The 16,190-nt window shown below is 67.1% G+C and carries 13 protein-coding genes; 2 read left to right on the forward strand and 11 right to left on the reverse strand.

Annotated features, from left to right (window positions below; genetic code table 11):
- Positions 1-15 precede the first annotated feature (15 nt).
- The 5 genes from LDO14_RS08360 to lipB all read right to left on the reverse strand — a co-directional run bounded on the left by LDO14_RS08360 (position 16) and on the right by lipB (position 4,052).
- Entirely contained in the window at positions 16-912 is an 897-nt protein-coding gene (locus LDO14_RS08360) for a DMT family transporter (protein WP_018771545.1), read from the reverse strand.
- 102 nt (positions 913-1,014) lie between these two features.
- Positions 1,015-1,368, reverse strand: coding sequence for a DUF3817 domain-containing protein (locus LDO14_RS08365; protein ID WP_018771546.1), 354 nt, complete (start codon positions 1,366-1,368; stop codon positions 1,015-1,017).
- Positions 1,369-1,528: 160 nt separating this feature from the next.
- Positions 1,529-2,281 carry a DUF4191 domain-containing protein gene (locus LDO14_RS08370; RefSeq protein ID WP_018771547.1) on the reverse strand — a complete coding sequence of 251 codons (753 nt, stop codon included), beginning with the start codon at positions 2,279-2,281 and terminating at the stop codon, positions 1,529-1,531.
- An 86-nt stretch (positions 2,282-2,367) separates the two neighbouring features.
- The gene (gene lipA / locus LDO14_RS08375; protein WP_223994761.1) at positions 2,368-3,387 is read right to left on the reverse strand and encodes a lipoyl synthase; all 1,020 of its coding nucleotides are present in this window, start codon (positions 3,385-3,387) and stop codon (positions 2,368-2,370) included.
- Positions 3,384-4,052, reverse strand: a complete 669-nt coding sequence (gene lipB / locus LDO14_RS08380; RefSeq protein ID WP_018769665.1) for a lipoyl(octanoyl) transferase LipB — start codon at positions 4,050-4,052, stop codon at positions 3,384-3,386. The genes lipA and lipB overlap by 4 nt, the downstream gene beginning before the upstream one ends.
- Positions 4,053-4,188: 136 nt before the next feature.
- Here lipB and LDO14_RS08385 point away from each other — a divergent pair, with 136 nt between their 5' ends.
- Positions 4,189-5,877 (forward strand): serine/threonine-protein kinase, encoded by a 1,689-nt coding sequence (locus tag LDO14_RS08385; protein WP_018769666.1) that lies wholly within the window; start codon positions 4,189-4,191, stop codon positions 5,875-5,877.
- On the opposite strand, the gene LDO14_RS08390 is transcribed toward LDO14_RS08385, so the two are convergent.
- Complete coding sequence (locus LDO14_RS08390; RefSeq protein ID WP_223994763.1) at positions 5,874-6,776, reverse strand: TIGR01777 family oxidoreductase; 903 nt, start codon at positions 6,774-6,776, stop codon at positions 5,874-5,876. The genes LDO14_RS08385 and LDO14_RS08390 overlap by 4 nt on opposite strands.
- Before the next feature lie 73 nt (positions 6,777-6,849).
- On the opposite strand from LDO14_RS08390, the gene LDO14_RS08395 reads away from it, so the two are divergent.
- Positions 6,850-10,392, forward strand: coding sequence for a S41 family peptidase (locus tag LDO14_RS08395; RefSeq protein ID WP_223994765.1), 3,543 nt, complete (start codon positions 6,850-6,852; stop codon positions 10,390-10,392).
- Between the two features lie 110 nt (positions 10,393-10,502).
- Here LDO14_RS08395 and LDO14_RS08400 read toward each other — a convergent pair whose 3' ends face one another.
- From LDO14_RS08400 to lpdA, 5 genes are all read right to left on the reverse strand, one after another.
- Positions 10,503-11,495, reverse strand: coding sequence for an IS481 family transposase (locus LDO14_RS08400; protein ID WP_223994767.1), 993 nt, complete (start codon positions 11,493-11,495; stop codon positions 10,503-10,505).
- Positions 11,496-11,622: 127 nt separating this feature from the next.
- On the reverse strand, positions 11,623-12,051 hold the full coding sequence (locus LDO14_RS08405; protein ID WP_018769669.1) for an OsmC family protein: 429 nt from the start codon (positions 12,049-12,051) through the stop codon (positions 11,623-11,625).
- 140 nt (positions 12,052-12,191) lie between these two features.
- On the reverse strand, positions 12,192-12,545 hold the full coding sequence (locus tag LDO14_RS08410; RefSeq protein WP_223994769.1) for a hypothetical protein: 354 nt from the start codon (positions 12,543-12,545) through the stop codon (positions 12,192-12,194).
- Between the two features lie 159 nt (positions 12,546-12,704).
- On the reverse strand, positions 12,705-14,456 hold the full coding sequence (gene sucB, locus LDO14_RS08415; protein WP_223994771.1) for a 2-oxoglutarate dehydrogenase, E2 component, dihydrolipoamide succinyltransferase: 1,752 nt from the start codon (positions 14,454-14,456) through the stop codon (positions 12,705-12,707).
- Between the two features lie 114 nt (positions 14,457-14,570).
- Positions 14,571-15,953, reverse strand: coding sequence for a dihydrolipoyl dehydrogenase (lpdA, locus tag LDO14_RS08420; RefSeq protein ID WP_018769672.1), 1,383 nt, complete (start codon positions 15,951-15,953; stop codon positions 14,571-14,573).
- Positions 15,954-16,190: the final 237 nt, after the last annotated feature.

Below are 16,190 nucleotides of genomic sequence, written 5' to 3' on the forward strand. Positions count from 1 at the left end.
CGTCCGCCGATTTCCTTAGCCGTTCACTTTCCGGTCCTTGCGCTGCCGGCGGAAGGCCGGCGCGTTGGTGATGACCACGCCGCCGATCACGATGGCGCCGCCCACCAGTTGCGCCGCTGTATGGACGTGCCCGGCGAGGATGGTGAGGACTGCTGTGAAGACCGTGATGAGGTTGAGGAACACCCCTGCGCCACCGGCGGGCAGGACCGTCAGGGCGCGGTTCCAGAGCAGGTAGGACAGCACCGACGGGAAGACGGCGATAAACAGCAGGGACGCCAGCGCGCTGCCGGTTGAGGGGAGGGCCAGTCCGCCTGTCAGGAAGCGGACCGGGGCCAGCAGGGCCACCGCTGCCGCTGCCTGGACAGCTGTGGCCGTGATCGGCGGGATTTTGGGGGCCAGGCGGCCGATGACTGTGTACGCCGTCCAGACAACCACGGCGCCCACCATCAGGACTTCGCCGGTCCCGAAACCGGCGGAGAGCAGCCTGCCGGCATCCCCTCCGCTGATCACGATCAGGACGCCGGCCATGGCCATCAGGACGCCGGCGACCGACAACGGTGTCAGCCGTTCGCGCAGGAAAACGGCGGCAGCCAGCGTGATGAGAGCGGGATTGAAGGCGTTGATCAGCGAGGCGTTGAACGCATCGGTGTGCTGCAGGGCGACATACAGCAGGAGGTTGTAGCCGAGCAGCCCGCACACGCTGAGCGCGAGAAGCCACGGCCAGGCGGCCAGGACCGACCGCCAGTCTGGCCGCTCCACAAGCCGGGCTATCACCAGCAGCGGCACCAGTGCGATGGCCCAGCGCAGGAGAACCAGGCTCAGGGGTTCAATGCTTTGGACGGCGCCCGCACCCACCACATAGTTGCCGGCCCAGAACAGCGTCGCCCCCAGGAGGGAGAGGACCGCGACCATTCGCTTACGGCCCTGGGCGCGTGGGGAGGACGGCCCTCCCTTGGCTGACGGCTGTGCCTGCAGTCCTGCATCAGAGGAGTCCACGGTCAGTGATGCGTCCGCCTACGCCCGGCTGGACGCAAGTTCAGCGGCAGGCGCTTCCGCCCCCGGGGCGCTGAGGAAACCGCGCCGTCCGGCCCAGCGCTCAAAAAGGAGGGTGGCGAACGGGAAGACGGCGGAGACGCCCGCCAGCAGAGCCACCATGAAGGGCCAGCGCTGCACCCGCCACAGCATCAGCGCGGCAACCCCATAGCCGACAAACAGCGCGCCGTGCACAGGTCCCGCCACCTGGACGCCAAGCTCAGTGGTTCCGGCGATCCATTTGAAGTACATCCCGGCCAGGAGCGCGGCCCAACTGCAGGCCTCGGCCACTGCGAGGATACGGAAGGCGCGGATGACGGTTGTCCTCGGGTTCATGGTCACGTCCTGTCATGGGTGGATGTCTGGGTCCGGCAGTGGGGGAAGGGGTGCGCCGTTAAGGCGCGCAGGCGGTTTAGGCTAGCGGTTCGGGCAAGCGGTTGGGGCGCAAGAAAAAACGCCCCGGCCGGCAGTGCCGGTACCGGGGCGTTCCCACCAGCTAGCGTCCGCGGTTGGGACGGGCCTTGTAGGGATCGATGCCCTTGGGAATGGGAAGCCGGGTACCCATCGAGGCGATGCGCTTGGACACGGTGCTGACTTCCAGCTTGGTCAGTTCATTCTTCATCTTGCCCATGTGCTTGGCCACCTGGCTCAGCGGCACCTGGCCTTCGCCGTGCCCGGTCTGGATGGTGTGCACAGGAACGTTGGGCAGGATGCGCGCCAGGCGCTTGCGCTCAGCATCGAGCAGCGGCTTCACGCGGTGGGCGGGGCCTTCACTGACAAGGACGACGCCGGGCCGGCCCACGGCGCGGAACACGGCATCCTGCGTGCGCGGATTGACCGCCACGGGCTGTTCCTCGGTGATCCAGCCACGGCGAAGCGTGCCCAGGGCAGCGCCGGAGGCGCCGGGCTGGTTTTCGATCTGTGCAAAGGCGGCGCGTTCGGCGCGGCGGGACAGGATGAAGGTGGCCGCCAGCAGGCCCAGCGGAATGCCGATGATCAGGCCGGTAATCCAGTTGTCCAACCAGAAGCCCACCAGGAAGCTCACCGCCACAACGCCCAGGAACGCCAGCAGCATCAGCCACGGAACCATGGGGTCGTGGCGGCGGGTCATGGTGAAGACCTCGCCGATCTGCTTAAGCCTGCTGGGCTTCTTGGCCTTTGCTTCCTTCGGCTTGCGCGTGAAGAGGCCGCGCTTCACCGCGCTCGAGCCAGACGGGGTGGAGTTGCTGGAGTCAGGGGATTTCGCCATAGTGCCTCAATTCTACGTGACAAAAGCCAAGGGCCGGACGCTGGAATCTTCCGGCGTCCGGCCCTTGGCCAGTTCATGGCAGGAGGTCAGGAATGTGCTGCCAGGAGGGTGGCGGCTTCCTGGCGGGTGGTGCCGGAGTCCTGGATGCCGTCGGCGATGTGGGCGAGTTCGGCGGGGATGTCGCGGCCTTTTTTGCGCATGGCGGTGGCCCAGAGCCGGCCGGCGCGGTAGGAGGAGCGGACCAGGGGGCCGGACATGACGCCGAGGAAGCCGATTTCCTGGGCTTCGTGCTGGAGGTCCACGAATTCCTGGGGTTTGACCCAGCGGTCCACGGGCAGGTGCCGTTCGGAGGGGCGCAGGTACTGGGTGATGGTGATCAGGTCGCAGCCGGCTGCGTGGAGGTCGCGGAGTGCTTCGCTGATTTCTTCGCGGGTTTCGCCCATGCCCAGGATGAGGTTGGACTTGGTGACCATGCCCAGGTTCCGGCCCTGGGTGATGACGTCCAGGGAGCGGTCGTAGCGGAACGCGGGGCGGATCCGCCTGAAGATCCGGGGCACGGTTTCGACGTTGTGCGCGAAGACCTCGGGGGCGGAGTCGCAGATGGCCTTGATGTGCTCGGGTTTGCCGGAGAAGTCCGGGATGAGCAGTTCCACGCCGGTGCCGGGGTTCAGTTCGTGGATTTTGCGGACGGTTTCGGCGTAGAGCCAGACGCCTTCGTCTTCCAGGTCGTCGCGGGCGACGCCGGTGACGGTGGCGTAGCGCAGCTGCATGGATTGGACGGAGCGGGCCACCTTGGTGGGTTCGAACCGGTCCAGGGGTGAGGGTTTGCCGGTGTCGATCTGGCAGAAGTCGCAGCGGCGGGTGCATTCGGAGCCGCCGATCAGGAAGGTGGCTTCCTTGTCTTCCCAGCATTCGAAGATGTTGGGGCAGCCGGCCTCTTCGCAGACGGTGTGCAGGCCTTCCTTTTTCACCAGGTTCTTGAGTTGGACGAATTCCGGGCCCATCTGGACCTTGGCCTTGATCCACTCCGGTTTGCGTTCCACCGGGACCGCAGCGTTGCGCTGCTCAATCCGCAGCATCTTCCGGCCTTCAGGTGCCAATGTCACAGTAGAGCTCCTTCAGGGCTCGAAACCAATGCTTCTTCATGCTTGTGGAATTCCTCCACGAACCGGTCCACGATATCCGCGGGCCGAATGTCCCGGCCTGTTTCCAGGGACATGGTGGTCACGCCGGCGTCGGTGATGCCGCAGGCGATGATCTGGCCGTAGGGTGCCAGGTCGTTGCTGCAGTTGATGGCAATGCCGTGCATGGTGACGCCGTTCAGGACCCGGATGCCGATCGCGGCGATCTTGCGGTCGGGGCCCTTGGCGTCAGCCTTGATCCACACGCCGGCCCGGCCCTTGATGCGTTCGGCCTTGATGCCATAGTCCGCCATGACCGTGATCATGATGTCTTCCAGCCGCTCCACGTAATCCCGGATGCCTGCGCGGTTCCTAAGCTTCAGGATGGGGTAGGCAATCAGCTGGCCCGGCCCGTGCCAGGTGAGTTTGCCGCCACGGTCCACCGCAACCACCGGCGTACCGTCAAACGGCCGCTCATGGTCCTCGGTCAGCTTGCCGGCCGTGTAGACGGCGGCGTGCTCCAGAAGCAGGACTGTGCTGGGTGCAGCTCCGGAGACAACCTTGTCATGGAGTTCGCGCTGGGCATCCCAGCCTTCCATGTAGTCAACGAAGTCAGGGGCAAGACCCAGCTGTGAAAACTCAAGAGTCATGGCATCCAGCTTAGACCCCGCAGCCGCACCGGCCCGGTTTAGTGTCCAAGCTCACCGGCGCCCCGCTTTGTGACCGCGGCGGCCCCGCCTGTGGATAACTTCTGCAGCAGGGCCGAAACTCGACTAGACATGCAGTATGGACGATGCACAGGCGCCGGAGGTTCCCGGTTATGACGTCGGCAGGTTGCTGGGCCGGGGCGGCAGTGCCGACGTGTGGCTGGCCAGGGAACAAAGGACCGGCAGGGATTGCGCGCTCAAATGCTTCCGCGGCGCAGGCCGCCGGTCCCTGGGCAGCACGGCCGTCAGCGAAGAGGATGTGCGGCGGGAGATCCGGATCCTGTCGGTCCTGGACCACCAGCACCTCATCACGGCGCACGACGTGGTCCGGGTGGCAGGGCCCGGCGGCGGTACGGCCTTGACCATGGATTATGCCGCCGGCGGCTCGCTGGCCCAGTTGGTGTCTGCCCGTGGCAGGCTCACCGTAGGCGAGACGGTTACCGTCCTGACTCCCATCTTCCAGGCCCTGGGCTACCTGCATGGAAAAGGCTTCACGCACTCGGATGTCTCGCCCGGGAACGTGCTGTTCACCGGGCAGGGCAAGCCCATGCTCTCTGACCTCGGCGTCGCCAGGATGCTCGGCGACCCGGGCAGCGCGGCGACCTTTGGAACTGGCGGATTCCTGGATCCTTCCCCCGTGGACGCCGTCCGCGCCGGCCTCCAGCCAGGACGCGATGTGTTCTCCGCGGCGGCCCTGGGCTGGTTCTGCCTCACGGGTGAGGCGCCCGGCCGCACTGCCGATCGTCCGCCGTTGTCCCTCCTGGTTCCAGGTGTCCCCAAGGATCTGGCGGCTGCCCTGGAAGCAGGACTGAACGAGGACCGGAGGCTGCGCCCTGACGCGGTGTCGCTGGCCGCGGCCGTTTACCGCAGCGCCGAACCCCAGCCGGTGGACCTCTCCGATGCCGTCCATCCCACCGTCCTGCCAGAGCTGCTGACACGGCGGCACGTTCCCGGTCCGTCCAAGGGCGGCAGCCTTCGCATGAAACTCCAGGGCATGCGCCGCCGGATGGAAACCTGGCGCTGGCCAGCGCGGCCGGTGCCGGCGCCGAACACCGCCCTGCCGCAGTCAAGCGCCCTGCCGCCGTCAAACGCGGCGCCTGCGCCGCGCGGAAGGCACGCGGATGGGACTGTTGCCGGCCGGGGCACTCGGGTGGTGGTGAGTGCAGTCATGCCGGCAGTTGCTGCGTTGGCAGCCGGAATATGGTGGTTGTCCGCGGCCGCCGGCCAGGGGGCGGGCCAAGGGGCGGGGCCGGATGGTCCCGCAGCCGGTCGGCCGCCGGTGTCCGCAGCCGCATCCGGGACTGTTGCCGGCGGGACGGAAGCGGTTGGTTCCGTTGACGAGGCCCGGCAGCGGGCAAGGGCTACTGATCCCGTGGTTGCCGTGCAGGGGCTGGCGGCGCTGCGGGATTATGCCTTCAGAGCAGGCAGGTTGGAGCTGCTGGGGGACGTGAACGCCGCCGGGTCACCTGCAGCTGCCGCCGACGAGCGCATCGCCGGCCAACTCCACCCTTCCGGGCACCGCCTCGCCGGATTTACCAGCACGCTGTCCGGGGTGGCGGCCGAAGACGGCGGGACCCCGGACCGGGCGGTGCTGGCGGTGACATCGGCCACCTCCGGGTACCAAACACTCGATGCGGCGGGTGCTGTGCTGGCAGCGGGGGCTCCCAGCCCGGAACGGCGGCTTCGGCTGGTCCTGGTGTTCGTGGACGGCCAATGGCGGGTCAGCGACATTCTGGCGGTCCGCGCGTCCGGGGAAGGGCCGGGCTAGGCGGCGGGGTCCTGGCCGGCCACCCAGCGGGCGGCGTCTTCCAGGCGCCCGTGCTGCCATTGGAATCCGGCCCAGGACAGGACTGCCGGTTCCATCCGCTGGCTGTGCAGCAGCAATTCCTCGCCGAGGCCCGGCATCACGGTGCGCAGCACGGGGGCCGGGACCCTGAGTATGGCGGGCCGGTGCAGGGCGTGGGCCAGCGCCGCGACGATCGTGTTGACGTTCGCCTGCTCCGGCGCGTTCACATTCACTGCGCCGGAGACCGGTGTTTCGAGGAGGAAGAGGAAGGCGGCCGTAACGTCCGGAAGCGTTACCCAGGGCCAGAACTGGCGGCCGTTGCCGAACGGACCACCAACTCCCAGGCGCAGCAGTGGAAGCAGCTTTCCCAGCGCGCCACCGGAACGGCTGAACACCACCCCGGTGCGGGGCGTCACCACGCGTACCCCTGCCGGCGCCATCAGCGCAGCCTGCTCCCACTCAACGCAGATCTGCGCCAAAGTCCCGGAACCGGCGGGTGCGTCTTCACGCAGGACAGTATTGCCGGCGTCGCCGTAGAAGCCGGACGCCGACTGGCTGATGAAGGTTGCCGGCGGGGCATCCAGCTGTGCCATGGCCTGCACCAGTGTCCTGGTGGGCCCCAGCCGGGAACTGAACAGCTCCGCCACCCGCTTCCGCGTCCAGGGTCTGTCGCCGATTCCGGCACCTGCGAGGTTGACGACGGCGTCTGCCCCGGCAAGGACGCCGGGGTCCAGGACACCGGCCGCCGGATCCCAGCGGATTTCGGTGGCACCGGCAGGCGGCCGGCGGACCAGGGACACCACCGAATGGCCGGCGCTGCGGAAGGCTGCGGACATGGAGCTGCCGATGAGCCCGGAGGCGCCGGCCATGACGATATGCATGGTCCATCTCACCACGGCAGCAAGGGCTGTGTACCTCCCGCGGCGCAGGGGAGGGGTTGACTATGATCGAACGATGACCTCTTCGAGCTACTTCCGTTTCCCGCATTTGCACGGCGATCTGGTCACTTTCGTGGCCGAGGACGACGTGTGGATTGCGCCCCTGGACGGCGGCCGCGCGTGGCGCGTCTCGTCGCTCCAGCTTCCTGCCCGCAACCCGCGTTTCACCCCGGACGGCAAGCGCCTGGTCTGGACGGTTGTGCAGGGAACGGCGCCGGAAGTTGTGTCGGCACGGGTCGACGGCGGCGGGTACCGCCAGCTCACCTACTTTGGCCACAGCACCACGAAGGTCAAGGGATTCACTGCCGGCGGTTCGGTGGTGGTCACCAGCGCCTTCCGCCAGGCCGAAAGCCGGCACACCCACGCATACAGTGTCCCTTTGGAGGGCGGCTGGGCGCAGGAGCTCCCCTACGGGCCGGTGGAATCCGTTGCATTTGGCCCCGAGGTGGGCGACGAACGTCCCGTGGTGCTGGCCAGCGTGCTGTCCCGCGAACCGGCCTGGTGGAAGCGGTACCGTGGCGGGACGGCGGGAAAACTGTGGATCGACCGCGACGGCAACGGGGAGTTCGAGCGGCTGCTGCCGGACGTTGACGGCAACCTCACCGATCCCCTGTGGGTGGACGGCCGGATTGCCTTCCTGTCCGACCACGAAGGCTACGGCAACCTGTACTCGGTCCTTCCCAACGGACAGGACCTGCGGCGCCACACCGACCACCAGGACTTTTACGTCCGGCACGCCGCCTCGGACGGCAAGCGCGTCATTTTCGAATCAGCCGGCGAACTCTGGGTCCTGAATGATCTTGGCTCGGAGGCTGTAAAGCTGGACATCACCCTTGGCTCGGCATCGCAGACCAGGCGTCCCGCCCTCCTTGATGCCGTCAAGCACCTCGGCGCGGTGGCGCCGGATGCGGCGGGGGCCGCCAGCGCGGTGGAGTCGCACGGAACCATCCACTGGCTGCGGCACAAGGACGGGCCGTCCCGCATCATCGAGGCCACCCCGGGAGTGCGGGCCCGGCTTCCCCGGCCCTTGGGGGATGGCCGCATCGCCTACATCGCGGACCACGACGGCGTGGAGGCACTGCATATCAAGGACATTGCCGCTCCAGTACCGCACGGCGCCGGGCACGCGCCGGCAAGCGGCGGCAAGGCCGGCGCAATCTCTGAAACTCCCGATTCTGAAAATCCCGCTCCCGCCGATACGGCACAGGCCGGCGCGGCAGGGCCGGAAACGGTCAGCCTGCCGCAGCCTGTTCCCGCGTCCGGCGCGGCAGTGCTTTCCGGTGGGGCCGTCCACGTGCCCGCGGACGACGAACAGCAGGCAGATGTTGCACCGCAGGCCCCGGCCCCCGCGGCCGACGCCCAGGAACCCGAGGCAGAACCAGGCATCACCGCCCCCACGCCGTCACGCGCCAGTTCGCTGGAAGCAAGCCCCGACGGCCGCTGGGTTGCCCTGGGCACCTCGTTTGGCGACGTGCACGTCCTGGACACCCGCAGCGGAGATCTCTCGCGGGTGGCCAGCATTGGCGAAGGCAGCATCTCCGAGCTGGCATGGTCGGCGGACTCCCGCTGGCTGGCCTGGTCTGAACCGGTCACGTCCTTTGGCTCGCGCAGCCGGCTGCGCCTGGCCACCGTTGACCAGCTCGATGCCGAACCGGTGGACGTGACCGACGGACGCTTCCGCGACGCCTCGCCCGCCTTCACCCCGGACGGAAAGTTCCTCGCCTTCCTGTCCAACCGCAGCTTCGATCCCGTGTACGACGGACACTCGTTCGACCTCTCCTTCCCCAGCCCCATCAAGCCGTACCTCGTGGCACTCGCCGCGGAGACGCCGTCGCCCTTTGGCCCTTCCGTTGATCCCGCGGGCGCCGGGCCGGAAACCACAACGGACGCGGATGCCACAGCCGGCGCCGAAGCACGGGATGATGCCGTGCCTGCCGTGCACGTGGACGCGGAGGGCCTGGCGCACCGCGTCATCAGCGTTCCCGTGCCGCAGGGCAACTACAGCTCGCTGAAGGCCGTTGACGGCGCCCTCCTCTGGCTCGACTCAGCCCTGGCCGGCGTGACCGGCGACGGAAAGGCCAGCCAGGAGGACAAGGACGCCAGCCCCAGCCTGGTCCGGTACGACATCGGACGGCGCAGGCAGACCACCCTGGTGGACGCCGTAGACAGCTACCGGCTCTCCGGCGACCGCAGCAAGGTGGTACTGGTTTCCGACAAACAGGTCACCGTGGTGCCTTCTGACGCCAAGGCGGACGAGGACTCCGGCAAGGCAGTCAAAGTGGACCTGGGCCGCATCCGCGTCCTGATGGACCCGCTCAGCGTCTGGGGACAGGCGTTCGATGAAGCCTGGCGCCTGCAGCGGGACTTTTTCTGGACCGAGGACATGGCGGGGCAGGACTGGGAATCCATCCACGCCCGCTACCGGCCCCTGGTCGGGCGGCTGGGCTCCCACGATGACCTGGTGGACCTGCTGTGGGAACTGCACGGCGAGCTGGGGACATCGCACGCGTACGTGCGCCCCGCTCCGGTTACCGAACGCGGCAGCCGGGGACAGGGCAGGCTGGGCGCAGACCTGGCGCACACTGCCCACGGCTGGGAAATCAGCCGCATCCTGGCCGGCGAGTCCTCCGACCCGCTTGCCATCTCCCCGCTGACCAGGCCCGGGGTTGGGGCCAAGGCGGGAGACATCCTGCTGGCCATTGACGGCGTCCCGTTGTCCGGAGCCGTTACCCCGGCCATGCAGTTGGTGGGAGCGGCCGGCCGTGCCGTGGAGCTGACCCTCCTCAACGGCCCGGGGCACGGCGGTGCCCAAGGCACCCAGCGCCGGGTCGCCGTCGTGCCCATCAAGGATGAGGAGCGGCTGCGTTACCAGGAATGGGTTGCCGGCAACCGGCGCACCGTCCGGGAAGCGTCCAACGGAACCTTTGGCTACCTGCATATCCCGGACATGATGGCCAACGGCTGGGCGCAGCTGCACCGCGACCTCGATACGGAAACAGCTCTTGACGGCCTGATCGTCGATGTCCGCCGCAACCGTGGGGGACACACATCGCAGCTCGTTGCGGAACTGATAGGCCGCAAGGTCACCGGATGGAGCATGCCGCGCGGGGAAAAGCCGCGGACCTACCCCCACCACGCACCCAGGGGGCCCGTGATCATCCTCGCGGACGAGTTTGCCGGGTCCGACGGCGACATCATCACCCAGGTCTCGAAGCTGCGTGGCATCGGCCCGGTCATCGGAACACGTACGTGGGGCGGTGTGGTGGGCATCGACAACCGGTTCGCGCTGGCGGACGGCACCGGCGTCACCCAGCCCCGCTATGCCAACTGGTTCAGCGGCGGCGTGGGTTGGAGCGTGGAGAACTACGGCGTTGATCCGGACATCGAAGTGAACTTCCCGCCGCACGCCTACGCCGCGGGGCGCGATCCCCAATTGGAGTACGGCATTGGGGCGCTGAAGGAAATGATCCAGGAACTGCCCACCGACCGGCCGCCGGCGCGTTCCGGCTACCGCCGGTTGAAGCCCGCTCCGCTGCCCGACCGCCGGCAGGAGAGCTAGCCTTCACCGGCAACAGCAAAGGCCCTGCCTTTCCGGGATTGCCCGGAAGGCAGGGCCTTTGCGTTGTGCAGACGGTGGCGCTCAGATCATGCGCTCAAGACCGGCGTGGCCTAGGTGTACTGCCCAGGCAGGTTGGTTAAGCGGCTGATGGGCGGGTGGCCTCCGATTGCGGTGTGGGGCCTGTGGTGATTGTAGTGGTGCAGCCATGCCGGGAGGGCGTTTCTGCGGGCTGATTCCGTGGCGTAGAAGCGCTTGAAGGCCCACCCGTCGGCAAGGGTTCTGTGGAAGCGTTCGATCTTGCCGTTGGTCTGCGGGCGATATGGCCGGGTCTTCTTTGCCGTGATCCCCAGTTCTTGGCAGGTGTCCCGCCAGAGATGTGATTTGTAGGCCGCCCCGTTGTCAGAGAGAACCCGTTCCACGATGACGCCGCGGGCAGCGAACCAGGACACAGCCCTTTGCAGGACTGCTACTGCGGTGGCCGCTGTTTCATCGCCATGGATCTCCGCGTAGGCGACCCGTGAATTGTCGTCAATGACCGTGTGTACGTAGGCGGTCCCGATCAGCGGGCTACGGTGTCTGCTGCGCGGCTTTGACGGAGTCGCAGCACGGTTCTGCTTGCCTTGCTGCCGCCCGACGTAGCGCCAGCCGCCGCCGTCGGGGATGTTGCCGAGCTTCTTCACATCCACATGGATCATCGCTCCGGGAGTCACGTGCTCATAGCGGCGGATGACTTCTCCGGTGCGCTTGTCCACGTGATGCAGGCGGTTCAGCCGGCACCGGACCAGGACCGCGTGCACGGTCGAGGCCGGCATGGCCAGCTTCGCCCCGATCGCGACCGGTCCCAGCCGTTGCTTCCAGCGCAGGTGCACAACTTTGCGCACCAGCTGCTGCGGCGTCCGGTTGGCCACCCGGTACGGGCGGGAGGACCTATCAGCCATACCGGCCTCACCCATCGCGGCGTAACGGGCCGCCCACCGTTTCGCGGTCGGCCAGGAGCAGTTGAACTGCTCGGCAGCCCGCGATACCGGCCAGCCGTGGTCAACGACCAGACGCGCGACGCGTAAACGTTGGCGCGGAGTCAAAGCGGCATTAGCGTGGGACATGAGGACCTCCTGATCGCTGCAGCGGTTGTCTAAGCAACTCCACTGTGCAACCGGAGGTCCTCACCTTTGGCTCAACGACTCCAGCGAGTCATCACATTCACCGAACCAACGTCCCTGGGCAGTACACCTAGGACTGCAGGGTGGCGTCCAGGGTGATCTCGATGCCGGCCAGGGCCTGGGACACGGGGCAACCCTTCTTGGCGGCTTCGGCAATGCGCTGGAAGTCTTCCTGCGAGATGCCGGGGATGCGGGCCTCCAGGGTCAGGTGGCTGCCGGTGATGCCGGTGCCGGGCTGGAAGCCAACCTCGGACCTTGTGTTGACCTCCTCCGGCGTGAATCCCGCCTGGCTGAGTTCGTGGCTGAAGGCCATGGAGAAGCAGGCGGAGTGGGCTGCAGCGATCAGCTCTTCGGGGCTGGTCTTTCCGCCGGCAGCCTCCGTGCGCGCCTTCCAGGTGACATCGAAGGTGCCCAGGCCGGAGCTGTCCAGGGTGGTGTTGCCAGAGCCCTCGGTCAGGCTTCCGGTCCATACCGTGTGGGCGTTGCGTGTTGTAGCCATGTCTCTCCTCAGCGTCGATTCGATCCGGGCCCGGCACCCGCGGCCGGACCCACCGTTTTCCATCCTAGGGACCAGGCACCTCCGGTGCACGGATTGTCCGCTCTCAGAGGATTATGACCGGGGTCCCCGGGGTGGAGCGGTTACTGCCAGATGGTGGCGATGGCGATGTTGACCAGGGCCAGCCCGCCCACGCCATGGGCGAGCACGGTGGAGACGGGCTGGCCGTTCTTGGCCTTGCGTGTCCCAATGACAGCCAGGACGGCGACCACGACGGCGATGACGAACTTGATGCCCAGCTTGGCGTAGTTGGGATCCTTGTCCGGCAGGAACGGCAGGATGCCCATCATGGCGATGCCGGTCAGCAGTTGCAGGAAGGCGCCGTCACGCTGGCGGGGGTGCACGGCGGGCGTCCGCATCGTGGCGATCCAGTAGCCCACGATCATGGCGGCTCCCACCACGTGCAGGAAAACCAGGATGTTGAAGAGAATATTCATGGCTCCAGCTTAGCCAGTCAGTTCTACGGCCCGTAGCAAAGCCACGCGCACGGGGGCTCCGGGCGCAGGCGGCTGCGTTGGTTAAACCGCGACGGCGGTGCCGGCTGCGGGAGGTTTCCCACCCATGCCGGCACCGCCGTTGTCGTATTGCTGCGGAGGCTAGAGCCCCAGGTCCGCTTCGAAAGCGCCTTCTTCGAGGCGTGCCTTCAGGGTCTGGAGGAACCGGCCGGCGTCGGCACCGTCCACCAGGCGGTGGTCGTACGTAAGGGACAGGTACATCATGGAGCGGATGGCGATCGAGTCGTCGCCGTTTTCGTCAGCAACCACGACGGGCCGCTTGACGATGGCGCCGGTGCCCAGGATGCCCACCTGCGGCTGGTTGATGATCGGGGTGTCGAACAGCGCGCCCACCGAGCCGATGTTGGTGATGCTGAACGTGCCGCCGGACAGTTCGTCCGGGCCGATCTTGCCGTCGCGGGTGCGGGAGGCAACGTCGGCGATCTTGCCGGCGAGGCCGGCAAGGTTCAGGTTGCCGGCGTCTGCGATGACCGGAACCAGCAGGCCCTTGTCAGTGTCGACGGCGATCGCCAGGTGTTCGGCGTTGTGGTAGGTGATTTCCTGCTTGTCCTCGTCGTAGGCAGCGTTGAGCTTGGGGTGCTGCTTGAGGGCCTCGGCCACGGCCTTGGCGATGAAGGGCAGGAACGTCAGCTTGGTGCCGTTCTGGGCCTGGAAAGAGTTCTTGGCCCTGGCGCGCAGCTTGGCGACCTTGGTCATGTCCACCTCGTGGACCTGGGTGAGCTGGGTGGAGATCTCCAGGGACTCGCGCATGCGCCGGGCAATGACCTGGCGGATGCGGGGAGCCTTCTGGGTGGTGCCGCGAAGCGAGGAGGCAGCTCCAGCCGATGCGGCCGGTGCGGATGCGGCAGGGGTTGCGGCCGGTGCGGCAGCGGGAGCCGCCTTGGCTTCAGCGGCGGCGATGACATCCTGCTTGCGGATGCGGCCGCCGACGCCGGTGCCGGACAGTGAAGTGATGTCCACCCCGTGCTGGTTGGCCAGCTTGCGGACCAGGGGAGTGACGTAGCCGGATTCGGACCCGTTGGCCGGTGCGGCCTCCTGGGCTGCAGGGACTGCAGCGGGAGCGGGGGCTGCCTTGGGCGCTTCCTGGGCGGGTGCCGGAGCAGCGGGGGCCGGGGCGGCAGCCGGAGCTTCCTGCTGGGGGGCTTCCTGCCGGGGAGCCTCGGCGGGGGCCGGTGCAGCTTGGGGAGCCGGAGCAGCGGCAGCGCCGGAGCCGATGACGGCCAGCACGGAACCGACTTCAGCGGTCTCGTCCTCATTGACCCGGATTTCCTGCAGCGTGCCGGCAACCGGGGACGGGATCTCGGTGTCCACCTTGTCCGTGGAGACTTCCAGCAGGGGCTCGTCGACCTCCACCTGGTCGCCAACGGCCTTGAGCCATCGGGTGACAGTGCCTTCGGTGACGCTTTCGCCCAGTGCGGGGAGGGTTACTTCATGGCTTTCGCCGCCGCCTGCGGCCGGTGCCTCCGGTGCGGAAGGTGCCTGGGCCGGGGCTTCAGGAGCGGGTGCCTCGGTGGAAGGCGCCTCCGCAGGAGCGGGAGCTTCCTGGGCCGGTGTCGCAGCGGGAGCTTCCCCGGCTGGGGCGGAACCGCCGCCGGAGCCGTCACCAATGCGTACCAGGGGTGCGCCCACCTCGGCGGTCTCGTCTTCAGCGACCAGGATTTCTTCAATCACGCCAGCTACAGGAGAGGGGATTTCAGTGTCTACTTTGTCGGTGGAGACTTCGAGCAGCGGCTCGTCCACCTCTACCCGGTCACCTACCTGCTTGAGCCAGCGGGTGACGGTTCCTTCGGTGACACTCTCACCGAGGGCGGGCAAGTTAACGGATTCAGACATGTCGTCCCCGTTCTCCTTATTGATCTTTAGTGCGAATGATTGCTGCCTTGTTGGAAGCCTAGTGCACCCGGTCTGGACGACCGGGTGCACCGGGCCTGGTAATGCTGCGGAAAACTAGCCGTGCAGCGGCTTGCCGGCCAGTGCCAGGTGCGCTTCGCCGAGGGCTTCGTTCTGGGTGGGGTGGGCGTGCACCAGCTGGGCCACGTCCTCCGGGTAGGCTTCCCAGTTCACGATCAGCTGGGCCTCGCCAACCTGCTCGCCCATGCGTGCGCCGATCATGTGGACGCCCACCACGGGGCCGTCCTTCTGGCGGACCAGCTTGACCAGGCCGGAGGTACCCAGGATGGAGCTCTTGCCGTTGCCGGCCAGGTTGTATTCCTGGGTCTGCACCTGGTCTTCGCCGAACTTTTCCTTGGCAGCCTTTTCGGTGTAACCAACGGTGGCGATTTCGGGGTCGGAGTAGGTGACCTTGGGGATGTTGATGTCCTCGACCACCACGGGCTTCAGGCCGGCAATTTCCTCGGCCACGAAAATGCCCTGCTGGTAGCCGCGGTGGGCCAGCTGCACGCCGGGGACGATGTCGCCTACGGCGTAGATGTTGCCCACGCCGGTGTGCAGGCGCTCGTTGGTGATGACGAAGCCGCGGTCGATGGTGACGCCGGCCTCCTCGTAGCCCAGGTTGGCGGTGACGGGGCCGCGGCCGACGGCGACCAGCAGCAGGTCGGCTTCGAAGGTCTTGCCGTCCACCAGGGTGACCTTGACGCCGTCGTCATTCTGCTCAACGCCCTGGAAGAAGACGCCGGTGGAGAACTTGATGCCGCGCTTCTTGAAGGCGCGCTCGAAGTTCTTGACGATCGTTGCGTCCTCGTTGGGAACGAGGGAGGGCAGGCCTTCGACGATGGTGACGTCCACGCCGAACGACTTCCAGACCGAGGCGAACTCGACGCCGATGACGCCGCCGCCCAGGATGATGGCGCTCTTGGGGATGAAGTCCATGGTCAAGGCCTGGTCGGAGGTGATGACCTTGCCGCCGATTTCCAGGCCGGGAAGGGTGCGCGAGTAGGAACCGGTGGCCAGGACGATGTTCTTGCCCTTGTACGCGGTGCCGTTCACCACGACGGTGTCGGTGCCCTGCAGCTTGCCTTCACCCTCGATGACGGTGATGCCCTTGGACTTGATGAGTCCCTGCAGTCCCTTGAACTTGCCGGCGATGATGCCGTCCTTGTACGCGTTGACGGCGTTGATGTCGATGCCGTCCAGGGTGACGTTCACGCCGTACTTGGCGGAGTCACGGGCGTGGTCGGCCAGCTCTGCGGAGTGCAGCAGGGCCTTGGTGGGAATGCAGCCGTTGTGGAGGCAGGTGCCGCCCAGCTTGCCCTTCTCCACGAGGCCGACGGTGAGGCCGAGCTGTACCGCACGCAGCGCCGCAGCGTATCCGCCGCTGCCGCCACCGAGTACCAGGATGTCGAATTCTTGCGCAGTTGCCTGATCGGCCACTAAAACGCTCCCTCGCGTGAACGATGACGCGTTCTGCGCGCATCATCTGGTCTTGGAACTTGCACTGCCGTGATTATGTCAGCAGGGCAACTCTCTTGCATTTGTGACTACCGTGGTTCACCTTAGCGAACCACCTATCCATGCTCCACCTTGGCGCTGCGTTTGTGGAGCGCTTGTGTCCAGTGTCACGCGGCCCTGTGGCACAGCAATCACTGCACCGCAGGGCCGCGCGGCACG

The organism is Arthrobacter sp. NicSoilB11, assembly GCF_019977375.1.
Taxonomy (GTDB): domain Bacteria; phylum Actinomycetota; class Actinomycetes; order Actinomycetales; family Micrococcaceae; genus Arthrobacter.

What these genes read in the sequence shown, in the direction of transcription:
- LDO14_RS08360 (WP_018771545.1), bottom strand. Translation starts at nt 912, where the DNA reads ATGGTCGCGGTCCTCTCCCTCCTGGGGGCGACGCTGTTCTGGGCCGGC.
- LDO14_RS08365 (WP_018771546.1), bottom strand. Translation starts at nt 1,368, where the DNA reads ATGAACCCGAGGACAACCGTCATCCGCGCCTTCCGTATCCTCGCAGTG.
- LDO14_RS08370 (WP_018771547.1), bottom strand. Translation starts at nt 2,281, where the DNA reads ATGGCGAAATCCCCTGACTCCAGCAACTCCACCCCGTCTGGCTCGAGC.
- lipB (WP_018769665.1), bottom strand. Translation starts at nt 4,052, where the DNA reads ATGACTCTTGAGTTTTCACAGCTGGGTCTTGCCCCTGACTTCGTTGAC.
- LDO14_RS08385 (WP_018769666.1), top strand. Translation starts at nt 4,189, where the DNA reads ATGGACGATGCACAGGCGCCGGAGGTTCCCGGTTATGACGTCGGCAGG.
- LDO14_RS08390 (WP_223994763.1), bottom strand. Translation starts at nt 6,776, where the DNA reads ATGCATATCGTCATGGCCGGCGCCTCCGGGCTCATCGGCAGCTCCATG.
- LDO14_RS08395 (WP_223994765.1), top strand. Translation starts at nt 6,850, where the DNA reads ATGACCTCTTCGAGCTACTTCCGTTTCCCGCATTTGCACGGCGATCTG.
- LDO14_RS08400 (WP_223994767.1), bottom strand. Translation starts at nt 11,495, where the DNA reads ATGTCCCACGCTAATGCCGCTTTGACTCCGCGCCAACGTTTACGCGTC.
- LDO14_RS08405 (WP_018769669.1), bottom strand. Translation starts at nt 12,051, where the DNA reads ATGGCTACAACACGCAACGCCCACACGGTATGGACCGGAAGCCTGACC.
- LDO14_RS08410 (WP_223994769.1), bottom strand. Translation starts at nt 12,545, where the DNA reads ATGAATATTCTCTTCAACATCCTGGTTTTCCTGCACGTGGTGGGAGCC.
- sucB (WP_223994771.1), bottom strand. Translation starts at nt 14,456, where the DNA reads ATGTCTGAATCCGTTAACTTGCCCGCCCTCGGTGAGAGTGTCACCGAA.